17 protein-coding genes are annotated in these 26,078 nt (G+C 57.5%); 6 read left to right on the top strand and 11 right to left on the bottom strand.

The window, feature by feature from the left end; translation table 11 throughout:
• The first annotated feature begins 43 nt into the window (after nucleotides 1-43).
• The 3 genes from ACYZTS_RS02725 to ACYZTS_RS02715 are packed head-to-tail and all read left to right on the top strand — an operon-like array spanning nucleotide 44 to nucleotide 3,315.
• A complete protein-coding gene (locus ACYZTS_RS02725; RefSeq protein ID WP_461993835.1) occupies nucleotides 44-2,236 on the top strand; it encodes an FUSC family protein in 2,193 nt (730 codons plus the stop codon).
• Complete coding sequence (locus tag ACYZTS_RS02720; RefSeq protein ID WP_028623388.1) at nucleotides 2,226-2,426, top strand: DUF1656 domain-containing protein; 201 nt, start codon at nucleotides 2,226-2,228, stop codon at nucleotides 2,424-2,426. The genes ACYZTS_RS02725 and ACYZTS_RS02720 overlap by 11 nt, the downstream gene beginning before the upstream one ends.
• Before the next feature lie 25 nt (nucleotides 2,427-2,451).
• A complete protein-coding gene (locus ACYZTS_RS02715; RefSeq protein ID WP_461993833.1) occupies nucleotides 2,452-3,315 on the top strand; it encodes an efflux RND transporter periplasmic adaptor subunit in 864 nt (287 codons plus the stop codon).
• Nucleotides 3,316-3,435: 120 nt separating this feature from the next.
• Here the strand turns inward: ACYZTS_RS02715 and ACYZTS_RS02710 are convergent, their stop codons facing one another.
• Both ACYZTS_RS02710 and ACYZTS_RS02705 read right to left on the bottom strand, forming a co-directional pair.
• Nucleotides 3,436-4,260: an SDR family oxidoreductase gene (locus ACYZTS_RS02710; protein WP_028623386.1), complete on the bottom strand. Its 825-nt coding sequence runs from the start codon at nucleotides 4,258-4,260 to the stop codon at nucleotides 3,436-3,438.
• Between the two features lie 32 nt (nucleotides 4,261-4,292).
• Nucleotides 4,293-4,757 carry a hypothetical protein gene (locus tag ACYZTS_RS02705; RefSeq protein WP_028623385.1) on the bottom strand — a complete coding sequence of 155 codons (465 nt, stop codon included), beginning with the start codon at nucleotides 4,755-4,757 and terminating at the stop codon, nucleotides 4,293-4,295.
• 225 nt (nucleotides 4,758-4,982) lie between these two features.
• On the opposite strand from ACYZTS_RS02705, the gene ACYZTS_RS02700 reads away from it, so the two are divergent.
• The 3 genes from ACYZTS_RS02700 to ACYZTS_RS02690 all read left to right on the top strand — a co-directional run bounded on the left by ACYZTS_RS02700 (nucleotide 4,983) and on the right by ACYZTS_RS02690 (nucleotide 13,481).
• The gene (locus tag ACYZTS_RS02700; RefSeq protein ID WP_461993831.1) at nucleotides 4,983-7,757 is read left to right on the top strand and encodes an RHS repeat domain-containing protein; all 2,775 of its coding nucleotides are present in this window, start codon (nucleotides 4,983-4,985) and stop codon (nucleotides 7,755-7,757) included.
• 158 nt (nucleotides 7,758-7,915) lie between these two features.
• On the top strand, nucleotides 7,916-10,681 hold the full coding sequence (locus ACYZTS_RS02695) for an RHS repeat-associated core domain-containing protein (protein ID WP_461993829.1): 2,766 nt from the start codon (nucleotides 7,916-7,918) through the stop codon (nucleotides 10,679-10,681).
• Between the two features lie 34 nt (nucleotides 10,682-10,715).
• A complete protein-coding gene (locus ACYZTS_RS02690; protein WP_461993827.1) occupies nucleotides 10,716-13,481 on the top strand; it encodes an RHS repeat domain-containing protein in 2,766 nt (921 codons plus the stop codon).
• A 122-nt stretch (nucleotides 13,482-13,603) separates the two neighbouring features.
• Here the strand turns inward: ACYZTS_RS02690 and ACYZTS_RS02685 are convergent, their stop codons facing one another.
• The 9 genes from ACYZTS_RS02685 to algK form a co-directional block, all read right to left on the bottom strand.
• Complete coding sequence (locus tag ACYZTS_RS02685; RefSeq protein ID WP_028623556.1) at nucleotides 13,604-15,055, bottom strand: mannose-1-phosphate guanylyltransferase/mannose-6-phosphate isomerase; 1,452 nt, start codon at nucleotides 15,053-15,055, stop codon at nucleotides 13,604-13,606.
• A 210-nt stretch (nucleotides 15,056-15,265) separates the two neighbouring features.
• Nucleotides 15,266-15,919, bottom strand: coding sequence for an alginate O-acetyltransferase AlgF (locus ACYZTS_RS02680; RefSeq protein ID WP_028623555.1), 654 nt, complete (start codon nucleotides 15,917-15,919; stop codon nucleotides 15,266-15,268).
• A 15-nt stretch (nucleotides 15,920-15,934) separates the two neighbouring features.
• The gene (locus tag ACYZTS_RS02675; RefSeq protein WP_461993824.1) at nucleotides 15,935-17,110 is read right to left on the bottom strand and encodes an alginate O-acetyltransferase; all 1,176 of its coding nucleotides are present in this window, start codon (nucleotides 17,108-17,110) and stop codon (nucleotides 15,935-15,937) included.
• Between the two features lie 11 nt (nucleotides 17,111-17,121).
• Nucleotides 17,122-18,687 carry an MBOAT family O-acyltransferase gene (locus tag ACYZTS_RS02670; RefSeq protein WP_461993822.1) on the bottom strand — a complete coding sequence of 522 codons (1,566 nt, stop codon included), beginning with the start codon at nucleotides 18,685-18,687 and terminating at the stop codon, nucleotides 17,122-17,124.
• Between the two features lie 212 nt (nucleotides 18,688-18,899).
• Nucleotides 18,900-20,021 (bottom strand): mannuronate-specific alginate lyase, encoded by a 1,122-nt coding sequence (locus tag ACYZTS_RS02665; protein WP_028623552.1) that lies wholly within the window; start codon nucleotides 20,019-20,021, stop codon nucleotides 18,900-18,902.
• Nucleotides 20,022-20,028: 7 nt separating this feature from the next.
• Nucleotides 20,029-21,477, bottom strand: a complete 1,449-nt coding sequence (locus tag ACYZTS_RS02660) for an alginate O-acetyltransferase (RefSeq protein WP_461993820.1) — start codon at nucleotides 21,475-21,477, stop codon at nucleotides 20,029-20,031.
• Between the two features lie 10 nt (nucleotides 21,478-21,487).
• Nucleotides 21,488-23,059 carry a mannuronan 5-epimerase AlgG gene (algG, locus tag ACYZTS_RS02655; RefSeq protein WP_028623550.1) on the bottom strand — a complete coding sequence of 524 codons (1,572 nt, stop codon included), beginning with the start codon at nucleotides 23,057-23,059 and terminating at the stop codon, nucleotides 21,488-21,490.
• Nucleotides 23,060-23,085: 26 nt separating this feature from the next.
• Nucleotides 23,086-24,570 carry an alginate export family protein gene (locus ACYZTS_RS02650; protein WP_461993817.1) on the bottom strand — a complete coding sequence of 495 codons (1,485 nt, stop codon included), beginning with the start codon at nucleotides 24,568-24,570 and terminating at the stop codon, nucleotides 23,086-23,088.
• On the bottom strand, nucleotides 24,567-26,072 hold the full coding sequence (gene algK, locus ACYZTS_RS02645; protein ID WP_028623548.1) for an alginate biosynthesis TPR repeat lipoprotein AlgK: 1,506 nt from the start codon (nucleotides 26,070-26,072) through the stop codon (nucleotides 24,567-24,569). The genes ACYZTS_RS02650 and algK overlap by 4 nt, the downstream gene beginning before the upstream one ends.
• Between the last annotated feature and the right edge of the window lie 6 nt (nucleotides 26,073-26,078).

The following is a 26,078-nucleotide window of genomic DNA, read 5'->3' as shown; positions in this document are numbered from 1 at the left end:
GAGTGGCCTGTCTTCACCAATTTCAATGACTAAGCAGGAATCCATGACCCCGTTGCTCGCACCCTTGCGCTGGCTGTCCTCCCTGGAATGGCGCCGGGGTTTCTTCGACTGGGCACGCAGCGACGGCGTGACCTGGGTGTACATTTTCAAAGTCTTGCTCGCGGCATTTCTGACGCTGTGGCTGGCGATGCGTCTGGAGTTGCCGCAGCCGCGCACGGCGATGATTACCGTGTTCATCGTCATGCAGCCGCAAAGCGGTCAGGTGTTCGCGAAAAGCTTTTATCGCTTTCTGGGGACTCTGACCGGCTCGGCAGTGATGGTTGCGCTGATTGCCCTGTTCGCGCAGAACACTGAACTGTTCCTCGGCTCGCTGGCGATCTGGGTCGGCATCTGTTCCGCCGGTGCCGCGCGTTACCGCAACTTCCGCGCTTACGGTTTTGTGCTGGCCGGGTACACCGCTGCAATGGTCGGCCTGCCGGCGCTGGCGCATCCGGACGGCGCATTCATGGCGGCGGTGTGGCGCGTACTGGAGATCTCTCTGGGCATTCTTTGCGCCACACTGGTCAGCGCCGCGATCCTCCCGCAAACCGCCAGCGCGGCAATGCGCAGCGCCCTGTATCAGCGCTTCGGCGTGTTCGCCTTGTTTGTCACCGACGGCTTGCGCGGTCGCAGCCAGCGCGAGGCTTTTGAAGCGAGCAATGTGCGCTTCATCGCCGAGGCGGTTGGCCTTGAAGGGCTGCGCAGCGTTACCGTGTTCGAAGACCCGCACATGCGTCGACGCAACGGCCGGCTCAGTCGATTGAACAGCGAATTCATGAGCATCACCACGCGTTTCAACGCCCTGCATCAGTTGCTCGAACGCTTGCGCAGCAGCGACGCGGATCATGCAGTGGCCGCGATCAAACCAGGCTTGCAGGACCTTGTCGAAGTGCTCGACGGTTTCAGCGGTCGCGCCTTGACCAGTCCCGACGCGGCGCGTTTGGTAACTGCGCTGATTGCCTGCAAGGAAGGTTTGCCGGCGCGGGTTCGCAGCCTGCGTGCGGCATTTCAGCAAAGCCACCCGAGCGAAGCGCAGCTGCTGGATTTTCACACTGCCTATGAGCTGCTCTATCGCTTCGTCGACGACTTGCACGGCTATGCGCAAACCCACGCGTCGCTGGCCGATCACAACCATATTCGTGAACACTGGGACGAGCCCTTCACTCCGCAAACCAACTGGATGGCGTCGGCAGCCTCGGGGATTCGCGCGGCATTCATTCTGGTGGTGCTCGGCAGTTATTGGGTGGCCACGGCCTGGCCGAGCGGCGCGACCATGACCTTGATTGCGGCAGCCACCGTTGGCCTGTCCGCGGCGACGCCCAACCCGAAACGCATGGCGTTTCAGATGGCCTGCGGCACTTTGCTCGGCGCGCTGATCGGCTTCTTCGAGATGTTTTTCGTGTTCCCGTGGATCGACGATTTTCCACTGCTGTGCGTGATGCTTGCGCCGGTCATCGTGCTGGGCTCATTTCTTTCTTCGCGCCCGCAATACGCCGGTGTCGGCCTCGGTTTGCTGATTTTCTTCAGCACCGGTTCGGTGCCCGACAACCTGACGGTTTACAACCCGTACGCGTTCATCAACGACTACATCGCCATGGTGCTGGGCATGTTGGTGTGTGCGGCAGCCGGCGCGATCATTCTGCCGCCGAACAGTCGCTGGCTGTGGCGCCGTCTCGAGCAGGATCTGCGCGGGCAAGTGGTGTATGCGATCAGCGGCAAGCTGAAGGGGCTGGCCTCGAGTTTCGAGAGCCGCACCCGCGACTTGCTGCACCAAGCTTACGGCTTGGCCGTCGGGCAGCCGCAGGTGCAATGCGACCTGCTGCGCTGGATGTTCGTAGTGCTGGAGGTCGGACACGCGATCATCGAACTGCGCAAAGAACAGGCGATCCTCCCGGTACACCCTGCCTATGCCGAATCACAACCGTGGCGTCAGGCCATTCGGGTCATGGGGCGCTCGCTAATGCGGCTTTTTGTGCAACCGAACCAAAGCAATCTCGAACGCGCCCTGATCGCCGTCGATCATGCGATCAGTCGCGTGCAAGCCACCGATGAGCCGTTCGCGCCGCACTTCGGCACCTCGGCATTGCGCCGGGTGAAAAGTTATTTGCACTTCATCCGCACCTCGTTGCTGGACCCGCAATCACCGCTGGCAGCCTATGTGCAAGCGCCGCGCGAAGGACTCGAACATGCCTCGTGAAATTGCTTTCCACGGCGTGTACATGCCGACCATGACGCTGATGTTTTTTATTGCCGCAGCGCTGGCCTGGGCGCTTGACCGGTTCCTGTCCGGATTCGATCTGTACCGTTTTTTCTGGCACCCGGCGCTGCTGCGCCTGAGCCTGTTTGCCTGTCTGTTCGGCGCCTTGGCGCTGACCGTCTACCGTTGAATCTCCATCACTGAAGAAGGCCCTGATGAAAAAACTGTTCAGCCTGCTCGCCACGTTGTTGGTGCTGGCCCTCGCCCTGTGGATCGGCCGGACCCTTTGGGTGCATTACATGGACACGCCGTGGACCCGCGACGGCCGGGTGCGCGCCGATATTATCAACGTCGCCGCCGACGTCACCGGGGAAGTGGTCGAGGTGCCGGTGCGCGATAACCAGTTGGTAAAAAAGGGCGATCTGCTGATGCGCATCGACCCCGAGCACTACCGCATCGCGGTCAAACAGGCGCAGTCGCTGGTGGCTTCGCGCAAGTCGACCTGGCAAATGCGCAAGGTCAACGCACACCGCCGCGCCGACATGGACAACCTGGTGATCTCGCGGGAAAACCGCGACGACGCCAGCAACATCGCCGACTCCGCCCTGGCCGATTATCAACAGGCCCAGGCGCAACTTGAAGCGGCACTACTCAATCTCAAACGCACTGAAGTCCGCGCTGCGGTGGACGGCTACGTGACCAATCTGAATGTGCATCGTGGCGACTACGCACGTGCCGGCGAAGCGAAAATGGCCGTGGTCGACATGAACTCGTTCTGGGTTTACGGCTTTTTCGAAGAAACCAAACTGCCGCACGTGCGGGTCGGCGATAAAGTCGACATGCAATTGATGAGCGGTGAAGTGCTGAAGGGGCATGTGGAAAGTATTTCTCGCGGCATCTACGACCGCGACAACCCGCAAAGCCGTGAGCTGATCGCCGACGTGAACCCGACATTCAACTGGGTGCGATTGGCGCAACGGGTGCCGGTGCGGATTCACATTGATGGAGTGCCGGAGGGCGTCCTGTTGGCGGCGGGAATTACGTGTACGGTGGTGGTGAAGCCGGGTGAGGGTGCGTAACCGGTGCACCGAGTCGTCGGCCTTCGCGAGCAAGCCCGCTCCCACAATTGACCGAAACCGGGCATGCATCCCCAATCTCCTGTGGGAGCGTGGCTTGCCCGCGAAGGCGTCACCTCGGTCTCACAGCTGCCCCTTCAACCCGAACCGCTTCATCAGCCCCGCTTGCAGCAAGCCCTTCGGCAGCAACGCCGCCATCAACGGCAACGCACGACTACCGTTGCCCAATCGAATCAGCCGCGGTGGCTGGCTTTGCTGCACAGCCTTGAGCAACCCCGCAGCAAATTCACTGGCCGGCGTCGGATTGTCCTGGGACGCTTTGGCCCGCGCGCGAATACCTTCACGTAGCGGAAACCAGGGCGATTGCTCGCTGATCAACTGCTCCGCCTCGTGCCCGGCATTCTTCGCGAAACTCGACGCGATGGCCCCCGGCTGCACTTCCATGACCTGAATGCCAAACGGTGCGAGCTCCATGCGCATGGCATCGCTCAAGGCATGCACCGCCGCTTTTGACGCACAGTAGGCGCCGGCAAATGGCGTGACCAGAACCCCGGAGACGCTGCCGATATTCACCACCAATCCTTTACCTCGACGCAACACCGGAAACATCGCCCGGGTCACCCCGACGATGGCGAACACATTGGTTTCAAACTGCCGCTGCATGGCCGGCACACCGCCATCGAGCAGTGGCCCCATCGCGCCATAACCGGCGTTATTGATCAGCACATCGAGGCCGCCCGTTTGCAGGTTGATCCGTTCGCTCAGTTGTTCGAGCGCAGCGCCGTCATTGACGTCCAGTTGCACCGCTGTGAATCCGACGGCGGCCAGTGCCGCCACATCTTCAGCCTTGCGGGCGCTGGCCCAGACTTCATAGCCGGCCGCTTTGAATGCATCAGCCAAGGCGCGGCCGATGCCGCTGGAACATCCAGTAATCAACGCAACGGGCATGGCGCGGTCCTTGTGCAAAAGAGGGAAAGGGATCAGTCGGAGAAACTACCCTGCAGTCGCTCAGCGCGAAACTCCAGGGTTTGCGGCCGATAACCGGGTCGTAGCGGAGGCACTGGTAAACAGTCTTGCCAATTGGCACCGGCCTGCAATTCACCGGGGCCGCGATAGCGTGGCGCGGTGTATTGATTGTCGGCCAGGTTCACGGTATCGCCGGGCGCGTAGGCGGCGATGCGCCAGCGCAGTTCGGTCAACGGCACGTCGTTGCCGTTGTTCATGGTCAATTGCAGCGGACGGTCGGCAGGGCATTGCTCGGGGGCATAAGTGATGCGCAGTTCCAGACGCGCGAGTTGCTTGACCTCGCGGTTGTCCATCCAGATCACCCAGGTTGCCACCAGGCCCAGGCCGATAGCGGCTGCCACGGAAACGGGCAAGGCCTTCGCCGGGTAACGCAGCAACAGGACTAACCAGGTGAAAACCAGCAGGACGCCGATGAACATGGAGCAGACCTCTGAACAGGGAGGAGGCCATCCTACCTGAAGTGGGGGATGAAGTTACGTCCTGCAGCCGAGATCAGTCAGGGGCTTGAGTAGAGCAAGTGCGCTATCGGGCGGCCGGTCCAGACTGTTCAGATGAAAGTTTTATGCATTTGTCGGCACTGTAACTTGTGACAGTAGTCCCGTCGCCAATTTGGGTGTTAGCTCATAAAAAGGGCGGAATAACTGATGCTGTATCTGCAGACCATACACGACAATACCCCGACTTTAGCGGCAATCGACCCGCGCGGGATGGTCGCGCGTGCTGTCCAATACGACTGTGCCGGTGCTGCTGGCACCGCGCAAACTCGAGTTGATCGCACCGTCCATGATGCGGCAGGGCATGCTGTTGAATTGTGGGATCCGCGCTTATTCGTGCTTGGGTCGGGCCCGTCTAATTTGAGCAATATCTACTCGCTGTCCGGCGCTATTTTGGCTTCGAACAGCGTGGACGCCGGGCTGCGGATCACTCTGTTTGGCGAGGCGGGTCAACCGGTGCTGGGTTGGGATGGTCGCGGTTCACAGTGCTGGATGCGATACGACGAACAACTGCGCCTCAGCGAGTTATTTGAGCAAGCCGCAGGAGGCGATTCGGTTTGCGCCGAGCGTTTGGCTTACGCGAGCAACGATCAGGCATTCGCCGACCATAACCAGTGCGGTCGACTGATACGTCATGAAGATCCAGCAGGTGTTTTGCTGTGCAACGATTATGGATTGAATGGCACGGTATCTGAGCAGGAGCGGCGTCTTTGCCCTCAAAAGATGGAGGGCTTCATTACGCACTCACAATTCAATCCACCCGGTAAGTTGATCTCCGTCACAGATGCCCGAGGTAACCAGCAGCGATTTCATCAAACCATCGATGGATCATTGCGCGCCGTGGATTTGCGCTTGAACGACACGCCCGAATGGTTGCCAATGGTGCGCACAGTCACCTATAACGCTCATGGCCAGGTCGAACAGGAAGTCGCGGGCAACGGCGTGATCACCACTCTCGAATATGGTCCCGAAGACGGGCGACTAAAACGTTTGCTGTCCCGCCTCGATACCAACGCTCCTCTGCAGGATCTGCATTACATCTACGACCCGGTCGGCAATGTACTGAGCATCGAAGATGCCGCGCTGCCCATCCGCTTTTTCGCCAATCAGCGCATCGAGCCGATCAGCCACTTTCTATACGACACGCTGTACCGATTAGTCCAAGCCACAGGTTGGGAGGCCGGTGCCGTGAAACATGGCCCGTCAGCATCTCAATCCGCCGATCCCGCAATGCCCTGCAACTACCGCCAAACCTACCGCTATGACGCCGGCAACAACCTGCTCGAACTGACCCATGTCGGCGCGCAGGATCCCGGCCACCGCCTGGTCGCCGAAATGCACAGCAATCGTTGTCTGCCGGTGCGTGATGGCGTTGAACCCTCGGAGCAGGATTTCCTGAACAGCTTCGACGCCAACGGTAACTTGCTTCAATTGCAGCCGGGGCAGACTTTGAGTTGGGACGTGCGCAATCAGTTACGAGAAGTGCGCCCGGTCGAACGCAACGGAGTCGACGACGATATCGAAAGGTATGAGTACGGCGCCGACGGCATGCGCGTGCGCAAAGTCGGTTCATCGAAAATGGGCTCACAAACCAACCTCATCGAAACCAGATATCTGCCCGGCCTGCAAATCCGCACTCACAGCGGCACCGGTGAGGAACTGCACGTCATTGAAGTGTTGACCGGGCGTGGCAGTGTTCGGGTGTTGCATTGGAAATCTGAACAACCGACAGGCATCCCCAATAACCAGCAAAGGTACAGCCTGACCGATCATTTGGAGTCGAGCACGCTGGAGCTGGATCAGGACGCCAACGTCATCACTCAGGAGCGCTATTACCCGTTTGGCGGCACGGCGTGGTCGAGCGGGGAGGCGGTGCAGGTTAGTTATAAAACGGCGCAGTATTCAGGGAAAGAGCAGGACGCGACGGGGCTTTATTACTACGGTCTGCGTTATTACATCGAGTGGAGGCAACGCTGGTTGAATCCGGATCCTGCCGGTTACGCGGCCGGTTCCAACCTCTTCGGGTTTGTACGTGGCAATCCGATGAAATACAGAGATCTTCACGGCCATGTCGAGATCGACGTGAACGCACTGACCCCGGAGCAGAGTGGTGCGGTAGGCCTGGATGGAGTGCAGGTGTCAGCCGCCGATAAATTATTTGATACAGCGGGCGGGGCCCGGCCATCCGGCAGGCTCATGCAAGTAGACGACAAGACGATGAGATCGCTCAAGGCGGCGCATGTAGCTAACCTGGTAACCAAAATGTTACTGGTGGATGGAGCTGCAAATCAGGCCGTCGATATATGGAGAGCACGCCAGGAGCCTCTAGAGGTGGCCCGGAAGCTTCGCGAGAGCCGCGGTCGCTGGTTTAACCGTGTACAAGGCGCTATTGACGGTGGGGTTGGTAATTGTCACGAACATTCGCGGATAAATTTCAATCTTCTGGCTAGCGTCAAAACCGAATATCCAGTTTTTCGGGTTTCAGCCGCCAAGGATGTGGATCACGCGTTTGTGGTCATAGGGGACCATCGTGAACTCCCTCTGGAGAAAATTGTGATCGCGGACGCGTGGCCAACATTTCCCGGCGCGCATACCGCAGAGGTAGGCAGATACGAAATTGGAGATACCTTGGAGTCAGCGACCGCCGGTTCTCACCGTTGGTACGCAATAGATGATGCAAAGCTGATTGAGCACAGTCAGATCGTATTTGAGGAAAACTGGTCACAGGCGCGTCTTAAAGACATTTGGAGAATGGACGCCCACACCGTTTACTTTTCTACTAATGAGGACTCGCTTGGCATTGATTATCATGGAGAGAGTTTTCCAAGTGGGCGATTTAATCAGCTGCCGATAACGTATGTTTTGGATCGCGTGGTGCAAATCAAAGCCTTGAACAGCATGGTGCAGATCACTAATAAGCCGTAATTGGTGGCTGCGCTCACCGACTCATCCATCGCAAGGCCTGTTCGACCAAAACAGCTATCGAAAGGCAAGCGATCCGATCTAACGGTCGGAACTGTAACTTATGGCAGTAGTCCCGCCGGCGATTTTGGTGTTAGCTCATAAAAAGGGTGGAATACCCGATGCTGAATCTGCAGACCATACACGACAATACCCCGACTTTAGCGGTGATCGACCCGCGCGGGATGGTCGCGCGCGCTGTGCAATACGACTGTGCCGGCGCTGCTGGCACCGCGCAACCTCGGGTTGATCGCACCGTCCATGATGCGGCAGGACGTGCGATTGAATTGTGGGATCCGCGGTTGTTGGTGCTTGGGTCGGGTCCGTCTAACTTGAGCAATATCTACTCGCTGTCCGGCGCTATTTTGGCTTCACGCAGCGTAGACGCCGGGCTGCGTATCAGCCTGTTTGGCGAGGCGGGGCAACCGGTCCAGGGTTGGGATGGTCGCGGCTCGCAGCGCTGGATGCGATACGACGAACAACTGCGCCTCAGCGAGTTATACGAGCAAGCCGCAGGAGGCGATGCGGTGATTGCCGAGCATTTGACTTACGGGGCAAACGATCAGGCATTCGCCGACCATAACCAGTGCGGTCGACTGATCCGTCATGAGGATCCAGCGGGTGTTTTGCTGTTCAATGATTATGGATTGAACGGCGCAGCAATTGAGCAGGAGCGGCGTTTTACCTCGCAAAAAACTGACCGTTATGTAACGCGCTCACGTTTCAGTCCATCAGGCGAATTGCGCGCTCAAACAGACGCCCGAGGCAATGAACAACGGTTTCATCAAACCCTCGATGGTACATTACGCGCTGTGGATTTGCGCTTGAACTACTCCCCCGAATTTCTGCCAATAGTGCGCACCACTGCCTACAACGCTCACGGCCTGGTCGAACAAGAAGTTGCCGGCAATGGCGTGATCACCACTCTTGAATATGGCCCCGAAGATGGACGGCTAAAACGTTTGCTGTCCCGCCTCGATGGCAATGCTCCCCTTCAGGATCTCCGTTACACCTACGACCCGGTCGGCAATGTACTGAGCATCGAAGACGCCGCGCTGCCAATCCGCTATTTCGCCAACCAGCGTATCGAGCCGATCAGTCGTTATCGTTACGACACGCTGTACCGATTGGTCGAAGCCACGGGTTGGGAGGCCAGCGCCGTCAAACATGGTCCGTCAGCATCCCAGACCGTCGATCCCGCAATGCCCTGCAACTACCGTCAAACCTACCGCTATGACGCCGGCAACAACCTGCTCGAACTGACCCAAGTCGGCGCGCAGGATCCCGGCCATCGCTTGGTTGCTGAGGCCCACAGCAATCGTTGTCTGCCGGTGCTTAACGGTGTTGAACCTACAGAAAACGATTTTCGAAACGGTTTCGATGCCAATGGAAACTTGCTTCAATTGCAGCCGGGGCAGACGTTGAATTGGAACATGCGCAACCAGTTGCGCGAAGTGCGCCCGGTGGAACGCAACGGTGTCGACGACGATATCGAAAGGTATGAATACGGTGCCGATGGCATGCGCGTGCGCAAAATCCGCTCACTGCAAACCCATACCCAAACCAACATTATCGAAACCCGTTATGTGCCCTGCCTGCAAATCCGCACTCACAGCGGCACCGGTGAGGAGCTGCACCTCATTGAAGTACAGACCGGGCGGGGCAGTGTTCGGGTGTTGTACTGGAAATCAGAACCACCAACAGGCATCCCCTACAACCAGCAACGCTACAACCTGACGGATCATTTGGGATCCAGCACGCTGGAGCTGGATCAGGGCGCTAACATCATCACTCAGGAACGTTATTACCCATTTGGCGGTACGGCTTGGTCGAATGGGGAAGCGGTGCAGGTTAGTTACAAAACGGCCAGGTATTCAGGGAAAGAGCAGGACGCGACAGGGTTTTATCACTACGGACTTAGGTATTACGCACAGTGGTTATGGCGATGGTTAAATCCTGACCCGGCCGGTTATAAAGATGGGGCAAACGTTTTTTCTTTTGTTAATGGCAATCCTCTGAGATATATCGATCATCGAGGTGCAAAAGGAATTGATATCAATGCGCTCACGTCTGACCAGCGTAAAACTATAGGGCTGGATGGGCCTCAGCGTGCGCCCGCTTTGGAATTGTACGAGGCCGGAATCGAGTTTGATACTGCACCTTTCACCGTTCATGAGGAGGTTGACGCAGATATTTTTGCTTCCTTGCAACACGCCCATACTACGAACTTGGTGACTAAAATGTTCATTGTGGACGGTGCTCCAAATCAGGTAATTGATCTTTGGAGGGCGCGTAAACCAACGGGATCTTTATTAAAAAGCCTCGGTGTGGTGCGACGTGTAAAATCAGAAAACAATCGGTTGGCTGCAATCCTGGTAGCGGGGGTGGGCAATTGTACTGAGCACTCTTGCGTAAGCTTTAATATTTTAGCAAGTGCTCAAACTAAGGAGCCGATATTCAGAGTAAGTGCCGGGCGTGGTGTCAATCATAAGTTTAATGTCATAGGTGACTATCGCGAGTTGTCACTGGACAAGCTGGTGATAGTCGATCCTTGGGCTGTTTTTCCGCAAGCTCACCTTGCAGACATCGGAGAATTTGAAATAGGGAATATTCTCGATAGTGCTTCTGCTGATGCGGACCCTAAATATCAGCTAGATGACCGGTTCCTTATAGTCAACTCTAAAGTCGTGTTTCCAGATACACCACCTGCAGAGAGAATGGCTGAGATAGTTGCTCGGCCCAAAATGTGGCTGCAGTCGTTTTCAACGCAGAGCGATTATCGAAGCATGGACTATATGTCGGAGGGGCGGAATGGCCACTTTAATGAGCTCCCGGAAAAATTTGTTCGGGATCGCGTTAAAAGTTACTCAGGCTACATAGCCGCATAACACAAGTGTAATTCAGAAAATAGCGGAACTCGCGATGCCAGATCAGTTGCAGGCTCACAGCGCTAGCCCGACGCTGACGGTAAGCGACCCGCGCGGTCTGATCGCGCGCTCAGTTCACTACTACCGGGCCGGTCCCGCTGACGATGCAGAAATTCGGGTTGATCGCACCGTTCATGACGCGGCCGGGCGGACACTTGAGCAGTGGGATCCCCGAGTGTTTGAGTGCGCGTCGGCCGCAGCTAATTTGATCAACATTTATTCGTTGTCAAAAGCGATCTTGGCATCGAACAGCGTAGACGCCGGAATGCGTTTGAGTCTGGCTGGCGAAGCAGGGCAATCAGCGCATGAATGGGATGGCCGGTGTTCGCAGCGCTGGATGCAATACGACAAGCAATTGCGCCTGTGCGAGTTATACGAGCAAGCCGCAGGAGGCGGTCCGGTAATTGCCGAGCGTTTGACTTACGCGGCCAACGATCAGGCATTTGCCGACCACAACCAGTGCGGCCGATTGATCCGTCATGAGGATTCAGCGGGTGTTTTGCTGTTTAACGATTATGGATTGAACGGCGCAGCAATTGAGCAGGAGCGGCGTTTTACCTCGCAAAAAACCGACGGTTTTGTAACGCACTCGCGCTTCAGTCCATCAGGCGAATTGCGCGCTCAAACAGACGCCCGAGGCAATGAAAAATGGTTTCATCAAACCCTCGATGGCACATTACGAGCTGTGGATTTGCGTTTGGAGGGCACGTTCGAATGGCTACCGATGGTGCGAGCAGTCACCTATAACGCTCATGGCCAGGTCGAAAAGGAAGTCGCCGGCAACGGCGTGATCACCACTCTCGAATATGGTCCCGAAGACGGGCGACTAAAACGTTTGCTTTCCTGCCTCGATACCAAAGCTACGCTGCAGAACCTGCGATACACCTACGACCCGGTCGGCAATGTACTGAGCATCGAAGACGCCGCGCTGCCGATTCGCTTTTTCGCCAACCAGCGTATCGAGCCGATCAGTCGTTATCGTTACGACACGCTGTACCGATTGGTCGAAGCCACGGGTTGGGAGGCCAGCGCCGTCAAACATGGTCCGTCAGCATCCCAGACCGTCGATCCCGCAATGCCCTGCAACTACCGTCAAACCTACCGCTATGACGCCGGCAACAACCTGCTCGAACTGACCCAAGTCGGCGCGCAGGATCCCGGCCATCGCTTGGTTGCTGAAGCCCACAGCAATCGTTGTCTGCCGGTGCGTGATGGCGTTGAACCCTCGGAGCAGGATTTCCTGAACAGCTTCGACGCCAACGGTAACTTGCTTCAATTGCAGCCGGGGCAGACTTTGAGTTGGGACGTGCGCAATCAGTTACGAGAAGTGCGCCCGGTCGAACGCAACGGAGTCGACGACGATATCGAAAGGTATGAGTACGGCGCCGACGGCATGCGTGTGCGCAAAGTTCGTTCGCTGCTAACGGGCTCACAAACCAACCTCATCGAAACCTGTTATCTGCCCGGCCTGCAAATCCGCACTCACAGCGGCACCAGTGAGGAACTGCACATCATTGAAGTGTCGATCGGGCGCGGCAGCGTTCGGGTGTTGCACTGGAAAGCAGGAAAACCGAAAGACATCCCCAACAACCAGCAACGCTACAGCCTGACTGATCACTTGGGGTCGAGCACGCTGGAGCTGGATCAGGACGCCAACGTTATCACTCAGGAACGGTATTACCCGTTTGGCGGCACGGCGTGGTCGAGCGGGGAGGCGGTGCAGGTTAGTTACAAGACAGTTCGATATTCAGGCAAAGAACAGGACGCGACAGGGCTTTATTACTATGGGTTCCGCTTTTACGTGCCTTGGGTGCAACGGTGGTTGAATCCAGATCCTGCTGGAACGATTGATGGTTTGAACGTCTTTGCTTTTATAAGCGGGAACCCATTGCGATTTATTGATGCTGATGGATTGGACGCAATTGATGTCGGTAATTTAACTAACTCCCAGGAAAATGCCTTGGGTCTCTACGGCGGATGGATCAGGCCGAGCAGAAATCCGGCCAGGTACCCCGATCCAAGGAAAAAATCCTCTAGGTTAGTGAATGTTTCAGATGAAATTTTTATAAGTCTCAAAGACGCCCAACTTTCGAATTTGATTACCAAGTCTATAATTTACAAGGGTTCAGAGAATCAAAGGCTCGACTTGTGGCGTACAGGTGAAAACTTGAATTTGGTAATGAGTTTGGTTCGGCCTGACCCTTCCGCTTACGCTTCTCTATCTTCGATTCAAGAATACGGTGTAGGTAATTGTGGTGAGCACGCTTCAGTCAATTTTCATTTGCTAGCAAGTACCGAGACGAAGAGGCCCGTTTTTCGGGTGGGCGCTGCTAATGACATAGATCATTCTTTTGTCGTGATTGGCGATCCTCGTGGTACACCAAGAAGTGAACTGGTTGTCGCGGACGCGTGGCCTTTCTTTCCTCTGGCTCATACGGCAGATCATGGGCAATTTGGCATAGGCACGATATTCGAGCAGGCGGGTGCAAACGCGGACCCGAAATACGCCGTTGACGGAGCTTTGTTGGAGCAACATAGTGCTATGACTTTTCCGGTTTTGAACAAGTCAAATCAGGAGGATCGCCAGTTTTTTGAGTGGATACAAAAAAAGCCTAAAACGTATGTCCAGGTATATTCGAGAGAAAATGAATATATAGGGGTGGACTACGTTAATGGAGAAGGGGCGCAGAGAGGAAGTCATCTTCTTCCTGAAAGTTATGTTGATGAGCGAATGGCCCACTACAAAAGTTATCTGAAGTGAGCGCGCCTTAAACTTCCCAGGCACACCGAGCAATTTCCTTGGGCAGAAAAAAGCCCCCACCCAAACCACTGCGGATGGGGGATCGCAATGGGCTGAGCAGGGGCTTCTTTTTTGCTTAACGCTTACTGCGCGATGGTTTTCACCGATACGCCACGTTCGATCGGCGTAGACCGGCCGTAGATATCTTCAAAGCGCTCGATATCGTCTTCACCGAGGTAGCTGCCCGACTGGACTTCAATGATTTCCAACGGGATCTTGCCCGGGTTGCGCAGACGGTGAACCGAAGCGATCGGAATGTACGTCGACTGGTTTTCACACAGCAGGAACACGTTTTCGTCGCAGGTTACTTCAGCGGTGCCGCTGACCACGATCCAGTGTTCGGCGCGGTGGTGGTGCATCTGCAGGGACAGGCACGCGCCCGGTTTTACCGAGATGTGCTTGACCTGGAAGCGGCCGCCCATGTCAACCGAGTCGTAGGAGCCCCACGGACGATAGACTTCGCAGTGGTTCTGGGTTTCGGTGCGGCCCATTTCGTTGAGGGTGTTGACCATCTGTTTCACGCCTTGGACCTTGTCCTTGTGCGCGATCATCATGGCGTCCTTGGTTTCAACGACGACGATGTTTTCCAGACCGATCACCGACACCAGTTTGCCGTTGCCGTGGATCATGCAGTTTTTGCTGTCCTGAATGATCACGTCGCCTTTGGTGACGTTGCCGTTTTCGTCTTTGGGGTTCACTTCCCACAGCGACGACCAGCAGCCGACATCGCTCCAGCCTGCAGTCAATGGCACAACGCAGGCGCGCTGGGTTTTTTCCATCACGGAATAGTCAATGGAGTTGTCCGGGCAGCAAGCGAAAGTCGCTTCGTCGATGGTCACCGTGTCGGCGTCCTGTTGGCTGCGCTCGAGCGTCAGCAGGCAGGTGTCGTAGATATCCGGATCGTGTTTTTTCAGCTCTTCGAGGAAGCGGCTGGCGCGGAACAGGAACATGCCGCTGTTCCAGAAGTAACCGCCAGACTGGACGTATTCAGTAGCGCGCTTCACGTCTGGTTTTTCAACGAAGTGGGAAACACGGCTGACGCCTTCCGGCAACAGCGAATCGTTGGTCGACTTGATGTAACCGTAACCGGTTTCCGGTTTGGTCGCCGGGACGCCGAACAGCACCATTTCGCCGTTTTCCGCAGCAACGGTGGCCAGGGCCAGCGCGCGTTGCAGAGCTTTCTGGTCTTCGAGAACGTGGTCAGCCGGCAGCACCAGCATCAGCTCGTCACGACCTTCGTTGACCAGCATCATCGCGGTCAGCGCGACGGCAGGCGCAGTGTTGCGACCGAACGGTTCCATCAGGATGCGCTGGGTCTGCAGTTTGCGGGCGCTCAGCTGCTCGTTGACGATGAACCGGTGGTCCTTGTTGCAGACCACGATGGGGGTGTCCATGCCTTCAAACACCAGGCGTTCCAGAGTTTGCTGGAACAGCGTGTGTTCGCCGGTCAGGGCGAGGAATTGCTTAGGGAATTGCTTACGGGAAAGCGGCCAAAGACGTGAGCCACTACCACCTGACAAGATCACCGGAATCATGTTTGTTACTCCTCGAAAATCATATGGGTTAGAGCTACTGCGTTCTGTCGTTTCACTCTTGTTTTTGTTTCGTCGCCCGACTGACACCTCAGCCCTTGTGGGAGCTAGCCAGCTAGCGATTGCATCACCTCGGTGCAGCTGTAAAATCGAGTTGCCTGCATCGCCGGCAGGCCGGCTCCCCTATGGAGCCGGGTCAACCGGGCAAATTTGTTAGCGCGTCGAAACCGGGCGTTTTACCCAGACTGGCGACAGGCTGCTGCCGGTGCCGGTAACGTAAAGCACGGCGGCCTCACCACGTTCCAGGGCAACTGGCTTCAGGTCGCTGACTTTTTTCTCGCCATCGTAAAGCGCCAGGCTGACCTTCACCGGGTTGATCTCACGCTCGCCACGGCCTTTGGCAGCGACGGTCTTGACCACTTCGGTCTTGCCATCTGCGGTCTTCAGTGTCAGTGCCTTGTCGCTCAGGTTCTGTACGCGAACCAGGGATTTCTGCTTGTTCCGGAACGGTGGCTCTTCGATCAGTTGCGGCGCGCCGCTGGCGTTGTTGACCAGGGTGTAATAGTGGTCGCCTGCGAGTTTCACCGGCAGGGTCTGGCTACCGACTTTGGCGCTGTAGTCGCCGCCCGGCATGAAGCTGAAGTCGGTGCTGGACAGCGGCGCGACGTCGGCCAGGTTGGTGCTGCCGACAGTAGCGCTGACTTCAGCGTTGGCAGCGTTGTAGACACGTACAAAGCTTGAGCCTTTCGGTGCGGTCGGGCCGTAAAGTGCTGCATCGCCGGCGAAGGCTTGCAGGGACAACACGCTCATGCCTGCAACGAGTGCGAAGGTCTTGGCGAGACGGCGAGGAGTAGTAGTGAAAGTCATGTAAGTACCTCTCTTTCAGTTTTGCGCCCGGTCGGGCGTCTCGGATTTTGTGTTTGCGGCTACGTTTTGTTGGCGCGCTCCAGCTTCTTTGAGCTCTGCGACCCAATTCGGGTCGGCGTCGCCGATATCGTTGTTCACAGGCAGATAACGTTCAGGGAACTCCCAGATCAGCACCTGTGGCGGGCTATTCTTGAAAGCATCGCTTTTCAGGTAACTGAGCATTGGCTGAATCGGGCCGTGGCCGTCTTCGGCGTAATTCACCACATCGCTGTGCAGCGCTTCTTTCAGCGCTCCGACGAAGTTCCAGTTCGGGTTGGCGCTGTAGCTTGTGCCGATCAGTGCTACGGGCACTTCGGTGTCGGCGAACATCGCGTCATCGCCAATGGCCTGACCCTCGGCAAGCACTGTGTTGCGCTTCTGCAACGGTTCGGTGGGCGGCATCATGTTTTCGAACAGCGGGTCCAGCGGCAGAAACAGACGCAGGTCACCTTTGTGAGTTACTTCCTCTACCTGCTCGGTGACAAAGCGTTGCGGCTCGCCACTGAGAGGGGTTTGTTCGGCAATGGTTTTAGCCAAGGTCTGAGCGGCGATTTGTGCGCCGTCCGGAGTCCAGTGAGTGTCGGTGCGCAGGAACACTTGCTGACCGTTGAGCTTGCCCTGTTGCAGCGGGACAAGCAGGTCAGGGGCGATGATCTTGTTGGCCGCCACATGAGCGTGGAAGTCTTGGTAAAGATTGGCGTGAATGCTCGAAGGCTTCACGTCGCCCAAGTGTTCCGGGTACAAGCGAGTCTTGGCCGGCAGGATCGCCATCACCAGTTTCACGCCTTTGTTTTTCAGTTCCTGACGGACGCCTTCTACGAGCGCGTAATTGCCTTGCAGGTTCAATTCTTCGTTAACAATCGGATCAAATTCTTCGTCGCTGAACAACCACTGATCGTGACCGAGCACGACGCCCGGACGACCTTCGTTGAACAGTTTGTAATCCAGCGCAGCCCAGAGGTTGGTGCCCAGACGTTTGATCGGAAACTCTTCGTCGTAATGCGTCTCGACGGCCTTGGCCCAGCGACCGTTGAGCACGGTCGCATCGGCGTTGGTGCTGAAGCCGAAGAAGCTGCGCGTCGACCACAGGCCGAGGACGACCAGCGTCACCATGAACAGTGCGATGTAGAAGAGGCGTAATGAGCGGGTCATGTTCAGATCCCTCAGAACTGGAAGTAAAGGAACGGCGAGAAGCTTTGCGCCGAGAGTTTGAAAATCGAGGCGATGAACAGCACCAGTACCAGCGTGCGCATCACATAACGCGACCAATCTGCAGTCCAGTAAGCCGGCTGCACGGTGGCTTCAACGCCAACGGTGTAGCCCGGTTCGTGGATGCTGGCCGGGTTGTCGCCCGGTACGGCTTTGATCATCCCAGGCGTCGCAGTGGCAGGGCCATCGGCCTCGACCTTGACGTCCGCGGTGCTCTTGGCCGGCGGCCGATTGCTGTAGAAATCACGAATGCCGAAGAACGCCAGGGTGGCGTACGCCACGAACATCGTCGCCACTTGCAGGCCGGTGAGGTTGGCCTGAGTGAGTTCCGACAGCGACCATTGGTCGAAGCTGAACATCGCGCCATACATGCGGCCGGCGACGTGCAGGTTTTCTGCGCGGAAGATTACCCAGCCCATCACCACCAAGAGGAAAGTGAAGGCCCAGCGGATCGGGTTGATGCTGCGCGGCGAGGTGTTCAGACCGACGGCTTTTTCAATCGCCAGCCACATGCCGTGCCAGGCGCCCCAGATCACATAAGTGATGTTCGCGCCATGCCACAGACCACCAAGCAACATGGTCAGGAACAGGTTGCGATAGGTCATCAGCGTCCCTTTACGGTTACCGCCCAGCGTGATGTACAGGTAGTCACGCAGCCAGGTGGAGAGGCTGATGTGCCAGCGACGCCAGAACTCGGTGATCGACTGGCTGATGTACGGCTGTTTGAAGTTTTCCATGAAACGGAAACCCATCATCAAGCCCAGGCCGATGGCCATGTCGCTGTAGCCGGAGAAGTCGAAATACAGTTGCGCGGTGTAGGCCAGGGCGCCCAGCCAGGCGTCGCCCGTGGTCGGGTTCTCCAGAGCGAAGCAATGGTCGGCCACCACCGCGAGGGTGTCGGCGATGAAGACCTTCTTGATGAAACCCTGCATGAACCGCGTGCAGCCCTCGGAGAACTTGTCGACGGTGTGGGTGCGGTTGTTGAACTGGTCGGCGAGGTCGCGGAAACGCAGAACCGGGCCGGCAATCAAGTGCGGGAAGATCGCGACGAATGCAGCGAAGTCGATCAGGTTGCGCGTTGCCGGCGTGTCACCGCGGTAGACGTCGATGATGTAGCTGATGGACTCGAAGATGTAGAACGAGATACCGATCGGCAACAGCACGTGAGTCAGGATGAACGGCGACAGGCCGACCGAGGTCATCATCGCGTTGATGCTGTCGACGCCGAAGTTGGCGTACTTGAAGTAGCCGAGAATGCACAGGTCGACGCCCACGCCGAGCAGCAGCCAGCGCTGTGCCGGTTTGGTCCGCACGCCAGCGGCGCCAACCTTCAGACCGATCCAGTAGTTCCACAGCGTGACGGCTGCGAACAGCGCAAGAAAGTCCACTCGCCACCAGGCGTAGAACACGTAGCTGGCCAGCAGCAGCAGCAGATTGCGATAGCGTATTCCGCTCAAGTAGTACATGCCGAGAAAGATCGGCAAGAACAGAAACAGGAACACGTTGGATGAAAATACCATCCCGATCTCTCCAGTTTTAACCAACAGTCAAGGGCCGCAGCCCCCCCAAACCCCCCACCGTAAAACCGGGGGGCTAACTCAAAAAACCCAAGACTTGCACTGACCCTGTGGGAGCGAGCCTGATCGCGATGGGGTGTATCAGTCGACATCATTGCTGGATATCAGACCGCAATCGCGAGCAGGCTCACTCCCACATGGGATCGTGTTCGGCGTCAGGAACCTTTGCCTTTCTCACTCGCCGGGTCGTAGACCTTGGTCAGGTCACCCCCCAGGCGGAAGGTTTTGAAGGGCTGCATCTCGTGTTTCATTTTCAGCACGTCCGGCGAGCAGGTGTAGAGCGTGCAGTACGGTTCGAGCCAGGAGAATTTAGAGTCGACTTTCAAGTCGGTCATGTCCTGTTTCTCGCCGTTTTTCTTCTCGAAATCATCCGGGTCTTCAACGCCGGAGAGCACACGCTCACCCAGACGTTTCAGTGCGCCGTTGTTTTCCTGACGCAGATCCACACCATTGACCTGAGCGAAACTGGCGATCATTGCCAGCGGCGGCAACGAGTAGTTGTGGTAGGCGAGGGCGCGTTGCTGGCGCTTCAATTCGTTCGGCAGGTAACCCTCGGCATCGACCTGATTGACGCCAACCTTGTATTCCTTCACGGCCCAGTCGAACAGGTCACGACGGTTGGTGGCGATCGACGTTGCCATCACCGACCAGGCGGCCCAGTACGAATGGTTGTTGGTTTTTTCCAACGGCAGGTTGTCCCAGTCGCTGACCACCTGATCGCCCATCTTGCTGAACCAGGCCTCGATCAGCTGCGATTCCTGCTGACGGTTCGCCAATGGATGCGATTCCGAAAACTTCAAGCGGATGTACGCAGACGCCATGCTGCCCAGCGCCCACTTGCGCATGGACTTGCCGGTGTGGTTGAACTCCTTGGACATCAACGCATCGGCCTTGGCCCAGGTGGTCAACCAGTTCAGCGTGCATTCGAGCTGTTCCGGGCGACCGTCGCGCATGAACTGCATGACGCGCTTGCTGGTGCCGCGCTCTATTTTGGTAATGTCGGCGGTGCTCTCGCGGAAGGCTTTTTCCGACTGCTTGTTCAGGGTCGAACGAGCCTTGTCGGAACCTTCGTATTTGCTGCGAAATTCCAGCGAACCGGTGTACGGCGTCGGCGTCGCGTCACAGCTGTCCTTGTGGTCGCCGGTTTTGACTTTCTCGATCGGCGCAAAGTAACCCTGTGGCGGGCGCAGTGGCGCGGCGGCCTGAGTGGCGCCGGCGAACATCGCCAGCGTCAGCAGGGAGGGCGCGAGCAATCTTTTCAAAGTTCGGGTTTGCATAGTTGCCTCATTGCCCGGCCTGAGCGGTTTTCAGCCCAGCGCCCGGGAATACGTTGCGTTTGCAGATTTTCGCTTCGACTTTCTGAGGTGCGGCACCCGGTTGCGGGCCCTGGATTTCGACAGCCAGCAGGTTCTGCGAGGCCCAGTCGGTGTCCGTACGCATCTCAAAGGCGAAACGCCCGTCAGTTTCGGAGGTTTCCGGTTTTTCCAGCTTGATGTCCTCATGGCGACCGTTCATGTACCAGAGGGTGGCTTGCAAGGTTTTCACCGATGTATCGGCGAAACGGATGTCGAGCTGATGATTGCCGTTTTGCAGGTTCAGGTTGTTGCTGTTGACCATCACTTCGTTCTTGCCCGGTTTCAAAGTCTTGCTGGCGGTCAGTTGAGCATCCTTACCCTCGCAGCCGTTATCCAGCAGCGCCATCACCTGGCGGTACATGTTTTCCTGGTCGAGGGGGTAAAGCGGCGAGAATTCCCAGATCAGAATCTTCGGCGGCTTGGTCTGGAATTCTTCACTGCCCAGGTACTGCAGCATCGAACCTGACAGGCCACCGCCGGGGAACGCCACGTTAAGGATGTCAGCGCCGATGGCCTCCTGGAGGAAACCGGCGAAGTTGTAGTTCTTGCCGCTGTGGCTGGTGCCGACCAGGGTGATTTCCGGATTGCCGGAATCACTGAACAGGTCGCCGTCGCCGGCCTCGCCTTTTGGTTCTGTGGTGAACTGGTCCATGTACTGGACCGCGTAGCTGGTGCCACAGAGTTGACCAGCCATGTTGTGCAATGTTCCGGTCTTGCCCATGCGACCCGACTTGTGGGTCTCGAATTCACGCTTGGGTATGTCAGCGAAAGCCGGAAGCTGTTTGACCTTTTCACCGACGATTTTCGCCGTGCGCTGAGCACCGTAAGGCGTCCAGTGCTGGTCGCCACGGAAGTAGAAGTCGTGGGCGGGCAGGGTTTCTGGCAGCGATTCGTTGGTCAACGGCGACAGGTCCGGCACGACATAACCCATGGCGGCCAAGCGGCCGAGCATGGTCTTGTAGTTCTTCAGTGCCTTGTCGAAATCAAAGGCAGCCTTGTCCTGAGGATTAAGCTTGTCGCGGTTCACCAGACCACGGGTCGGCTGGTAAACCAACACCAGTTCTACGCCTTTGCTCTTGAACGCATCGTGCAATTGCTGCATGCGTTTGAAGCCTTCAGGCGTGGTGTTGAACTCGGTGCGCAAGTCTTCCTGGGTACGGAACAGCCAGTCGCCCTGAGCCTGCACCAGCGTGGTGAAGTTCTGCTGATAACGCGTGGTGTAATTCTTCGCGTCGTGGGCGGCCGGGCACAGGTTGCAGCACGGCTCAGCCGTGAATTTCGGCGCCTGGACTTCATCCGCGCGAGCTCCGGTGCTGGCCGCGAGAATCCCGGCGGTCAGGGCCGACAGGCTGAGTAATTTGATCAAGTGTGGGTGCATAAAATTATCCTCAGTCCTGCAGGTCGGTCTGGCGTTCGACAGGGTCGATCAGCACGGCTTTCTGCTGGCGCACCAGCAGGTCAAGAATTTCGTCCTGACGCTCGCCAAGAATCCCGGTGAAGCTGATGCCACTGGATTTGGTCGGAGCGAGCATGGACACGCGATACAACTCGACACTCAAGGGTGAGTCGATGGACAGCGGGCCGCTGCCGTTGCCGGCCAGTTCGCCGCCAACGATGATCAACGACACCTGGGCATCGAACGGATCGAGCTTGAAGTCGCGGTCGGTGTCGCTCAGGTCTTTGATGTGGCCGTAGACGCCAGTCAGGCCGTTGGCCATGGAGAGGTTTTCGTAAAGGCGAATGTTTACGCTGTTACGAACCCGGATACCGTGGCGACGGTTGCTGATCACTTTGTTGCCGTACAGCAGGTTGTCACCACTCTCGTAGAGCGTGATGCCGTCCGTGTGGTTCTTGTAGATCTCGTTGTAGGCAATGATGTTGTTCACGCTGTTACGGTCGATCACCAGGCCCGACAACTTGTTGTCGTAGCTGCGGTTGTTGAAGATGAAGCTGTCGTTGACCTCACGGGAAATAATGATCCCGTGCTTCTTCTTGGTCCCGTAAACGGTGTTGTCGGCAATGATCAGACCGTGGGAACGGTCATGCGGGTCAATGCCATACACGATGTTGTCTTTGTAGGTGTTGCCCTTGACGATAAAGTCGCGGGTTTCGTAGCAGTAGAAGCCATACCACATGTCCGAGAACTCGGAATCGATGATCCAGCCGCTCGGGTCAGGACGCTTGAGCACCTTGGCCATGTTCGGCGTGTATTGGGAAATACTGACGCCGTAGGACTTACTGTTGGCGTAGCCGAAGCTGGCCATCTTGCTGTTGGAGATGTAGGTCTCGGTACCACCCCAGGACAGCAGAAACGGACGGAAAGCATTCGCCGACTTGAACGTCGCCGGGCCGTTGGCCTTTTCACGCCAGCCAGTGATTTTGGTATCACGCACAAACAGCTGGCCGTCGTTGACCAGGAATGAGCCGGCCTCTTCGGACAGGCGCAGTTCCTGAGTCTGCTTGTCGATTTCAAGGATACCTTTCTGGCCGACTACAATCGGCAACTTCGCCAGGAATACACCGGGCGAGGTTTCGCTGAGGTACTGCTTGGGCACCTTCTTTACGAGGTCCTTGAGGTTCATGTAGCCGTCGTCGATGAAGATCGCCTGCGGGATGCCGTGCTGACGCACTACCCATTCGGCCATCTTGTTGTCACCGCCGATGAAATCCTTGAGCGCGTTTTCCTGCATCATCCGACGCACACTGACCTTGCCGACCTTGGTGCGAACGATCTTCGCGGCGATGGCCTGGTCGGTGTAGCCCGTGATATCGGGCATGACCGGTTTCGCCAAGTCCAGCGGCGCAGTCGGAGCGCTGCTGACGGTGTACGTCTTGGCCTCTTGCAGTTCTTTTGCCATGGTAACCGGCTTCGCCGGCTCCACTTTGGCGAAGGCGGCCGAGCTTGCCAGCAGCATGGCGCCGGCCAGCAAGGTCAACGAGCCTCTCTTTGGTCTGTTCATGTGAGGAACTCCCTTCGCGGTTTGCATCAGAAGCGCCAAATCACGTCGACAAACGCGCGGTGCATGTACGAATCGACTTCTTTGCCATAAGCATCGCCCGGCTTGAACACACCGCCACGGAAGCGCACGAGGGCCGAAGGCTCATCGATCGACTGGCTCAATGCGGCTGGCAGCAGGCCTTGCTTGAAGTATTTGGTGACCACCAGGTCCACTTCCTGGCCGAGGTCTTTTTCGCCATCCTGCAGCGGCAGCGACGAGGTCGAGAGAATCGCGCCGGTTGGATCGGTGTTGTTCTCGACGGCGTTGATGCCATTGCTGCCGACCGGCTTGTTGCCGTCGACACGCCAGAACTTGTGGTAGACCAGGCTGGCGTCGTAATCGTCGTTGAGCATCCACGAACCGAACAGCGTCGCGGTTTGCATGTTGTTCATTTCGCCACGGAAGGCTTCGCCGAAACGGTGAACCCGCGAGCGAGTGCCGGTGTAGTTCGAGCGGTTGCTTTCCAGGCCGTTCTGTTGGTATTCAGCGCTGGCGCGGGCATAGGCAGCGCCGACTTGCCATTGCGGATCGAGGCGCAAACGTACGCCGATATCAGTGGCCCAGCCGTTGAGATCTTCACCACGTTTGGCTTCGGTCGGGCGCGTACCATCAGCGTTCAGCGCATTGACCGTATCGGTGTCACCACTCATGCCGGTGATGCTGCCCCAGTAATTGAGGGTGTTGGTGTTGCGGTAGTTGTAAGCATCGCTGTCGGCGGTGAGGCCGAGCCAGCTGATGTCACCGTTCTGTTTCTTGTCCAGCGAATCACCAGCAACACCCGGTTCCGGGTAGTCGAGCTTGCCGTCATCATAGGTTTGATGACCGCGAATGCCGACCCAATTGCCCGGCATCCATTGATAGGCGGCATCGGCGTAGAGGTGCAGGCGATCTTCGTCTTGCGGCGACAGCTCTTTGAGGTCTGTGCGGTATTCGCTGAAGCGTTCGGCAACACCGACGTTGGCGCGCAACAGGGTGGTGTCGAAGGTCCAGTTCAGGGCTTCGATGTTAGTGTCGCGCCATTGGCCGTCGTCATTGCGCAGGCGTTGGCGACCCAGCTTCAACTGCTCGCCCGGGTACGGGGTGAGGCCGCGATAGCCAATCCAGAATTCACGCATGGCCAAGTAGTTTTTCTTGGTCTCGCGATCGCTGTTTTGAGTGGCCTGGGTGGCACTGTCGTCAGACTGCTGCAAGGTGTCGGTTTCGATGATATCGGTCGACGTGACAGCCTGACCCATCGCGTAGGCGCTCCACGCACCACGTTCGCCGTAAATCCATGGACGCAGGTCAAGGCCGACGCCGCTGACGTCGCCGCCGCTGGCGGTGCCAAGGTCACGGTCGTCTTCGGACTGGCCGGTGATTTTCACATCCAGACCGAAATTTTTGGATTCGGTCAATGCCGCCAGGGTCGGGCACGACCACAGCAAAGCGCACGTCAGGCCGATACCGGCCTTCACAAATGGGTTCAACTTCATAGGGCTTCCTCGCCTTCTTCTTCTTTCAGGGCGTGCAGTTCCAGCGTGTTCTGGCTCGAGGTGCCACGAATGGCCTGTTCTTGTTTCAACAGGCGTTGGGCCTCGGCACGTTGGGCAGGCGGCAATTGGGCTTCAAGTGTTAGTGCAAGCTCGGTGGCCTGCGGGGTGTTCTTGGCCTTGGCCAATTGGCTGAAGACGTAGGCATTCAGCGGATTGGGCTTGGTGCCCCGGCCTTGGGAAAACAACTGGGCGAGAGCAAAGTCGGCGCTGTTCTGACCGTTGCGTGCAGCGGTCAGCAAATGATCCAGCGCTTTTTGCGGATAGACCTGACCCAGGTAACCGCGACGATAGATTTGGCCGAGGTAGTAGTCGGCGGCCACTTCGCGGCCAACGGCTTTCTGAAAATGAGCTACGGCCTGGTTGGCGTCCGCCGGTACCATTTTGCCTTCGTAGTACAGCTTGCCAAGCAACAGTTCAGCGCGCGGTTGGTCCGCAGCCCGGCCGTTGTCGAGGTACTTCATCATCTGATCGACATCGCCCAGTTCAGGGAAGTCGTAGAGCAATTGCGCCAGGCTCACCCACGAAGCGGGGTTACCCGGAGCAATGTCTTCCAGCAGCGCCTGGGCAGTTTTTTCGTCGGTCTTGCCCAGGGTGGCGTCGCCCAGCACGCGCGCGACACTGTCCACGCGTTGCGCGGAAACGGTGCCGCGGCTGTAGCCGGCCTGCATCTGCTTGATCAACTCGGCTTGCTGCTCCGGTTTGCCTTGTTTCTGGTAAACCGTGGCCAGTTCGACGTAGCAGATGTCGGTGCTGTTCAACGCGGCTTTGCAGATGGTTTCGACTTCGTCCAGATGCTGGTCGTAAGTGCCCTGGGTGCGATAGAGCAGCACCTGGGCCAGACCCGCTTCCGGCTTGCCTTCAGCGCGCCATTGGCTGATCTGCTGTTGTGCGTTGACGTTGGGGAAACTGTGTGGGTATTGCAGGTAGAGCATCGCCAGCGGGATCAGCGTGTTGCCTTCGCCTGCGGCCGAGGCTTTCTTCAACAGGCCTTCGGCTTCGTGCTGTTCGGCTTCGGTGGAACCGGGCTTGGCCACCAGCAGACGACCCAGGCGAGCCTGGGCCCGCGGCGAAACGCTGGCCGCAGCGCGGTAAGTCGCCTCAGCCTGTTTCATCTGCGCCGGGTCACGACTGTCGACCTGGATATCGGCGAGGCCCACTTGGGCCTCGCTGTAACCGAGGTCGGCCAGTTGCTGATAATTCTGCGCCGCCAGCGCGGTGTCGCCGCGCTTGAGGGCTTCGTTGGCCAGACGCTGGTCGGGCAGACCGGCGCAACCGGCCAGGCTGACGGCCAACGCCACTGCACACAACGCATAACCTTTGTGGACGCCAGTCTGCTGGCGATTCACGCGCGCAGATGCTTCAGACAGATCGCGCCGATCCCATCGCGAGCAGGCTCGCTCCCACAGGGATTGCGGTGTTCTGAGGATAAATGGAATCGTCACAGGCAT

Source organism: Pseudomonas sp. TMB3-21 (assembly GCF_054898145.1).
The sequence above is the reverse complement of the archived record's forward strand: the minus strand, read 5'-3'. Positions and strand labels throughout refer to the sequence as shown.

Bases quoted from the DNA above. Each gene is read 5' to 3' on its own strand.
- ACYZTS_RS02725 (WP_461993835.1), top strand. From the start codon at position 44: ATGACCCCGTTGCTCGCACCCTTGCGCTGGCTGTCCTCCCTGGAATGG.
- ACYZTS_RS02720 (WP_028623388.1), top strand. From the start codon at position 2,226: ATGCCTCGTGAAATTGCTTTCCACGGCGTGTACATGCCGACCATGACG.
- ACYZTS_RS02715 (WP_461993833.1), top strand. From the start codon at position 2,452: ATGAAAAAACTGTTCAGCCTGCTCGCCACGTTGTTGGTGCTGGCCCTC.
- ACYZTS_RS02710 (WP_028623386.1), bottom strand. From the start codon at position 4,260: ATGCCCGTTGCGTTGATTACTGGATGTTCCAGCGGCATCGGCCGCGCC.
- ACYZTS_RS02705 (WP_028623385.1), bottom strand. From the start codon at position 4,757: ATGTTCATCGGCGTCCTGCTGGTTTTCACCTGGTTAGTCCTGTTGCTG.
- ACYZTS_RS02700 (WP_461993831.1), top strand. From the start codon at position 4,983: ATGCTGTATCTGCAGACCATACACGACAATACCCCGACTTTAGCGGCA.
- ACYZTS_RS02695 (WP_461993829.1), top strand. From the start codon at position 7,916: ATGCTGAATCTGCAGACCATACACGACAATACCCCGACTTTAGCGGTG.
- ACYZTS_RS02690 (WP_461993827.1), top strand. From the start codon at position 10,716: ATGCCAGATCAGTTGCAGGCTCACAGCGCTAGCCCGACGCTGACGGTA.
- ACYZTS_RS02685 (WP_028623556.1), bottom strand. From the start codon at position 15,055: ATGATTCCGGTGATCTTGTCAGGTGGTAGTGGCTCACGTCTTTGGCCG.
- ACYZTS_RS02680 (WP_028623555.1), bottom strand. From the start codon at position 15,919: ATGACTTTCACTACTACTCCTCGCCGTCTCGCCAAGACCTTCGCACTC.
- ACYZTS_RS02675 (WP_461993824.1), bottom strand. From the start codon at position 17,110: ATGACCCGCTCATTACGCCTCTTCTACATCGCACTGTTCATGGTGACG.
- ACYZTS_RS02670 (WP_461993822.1), bottom strand. From the start codon at position 18,687: ATGGTATTTTCATCCAACGTGTTCCTGTTTCTGTTCTTGCCGATCTTT.
- ACYZTS_RS02665 (WP_028623552.1), bottom strand. From the start codon at position 20,021: ATGCAAACCCGAACTTTGAAAAGATTGCTCGCGCCCTCCCTGCTGACG.
- ACYZTS_RS02660 (WP_461993820.1), bottom strand. From the start codon at position 21,477: ATGCACCCACACTTGATCAAATTACTCAGCCTGTCGGCCCTGACCGCC.
- algG (WP_028623550.1), bottom strand. From the start codon at position 23,059: ATGAACAGACCAAAGAGAGGCTCGTTGACCTTGCTGGCCGGCGCCATG.
- ACYZTS_RS02650 (WP_461993817.1), bottom strand. From the start codon at position 24,570: ATGAAGTTGAACCCATTTGTGAAGGCCGGTATCGGCCTGACGTGCGCT.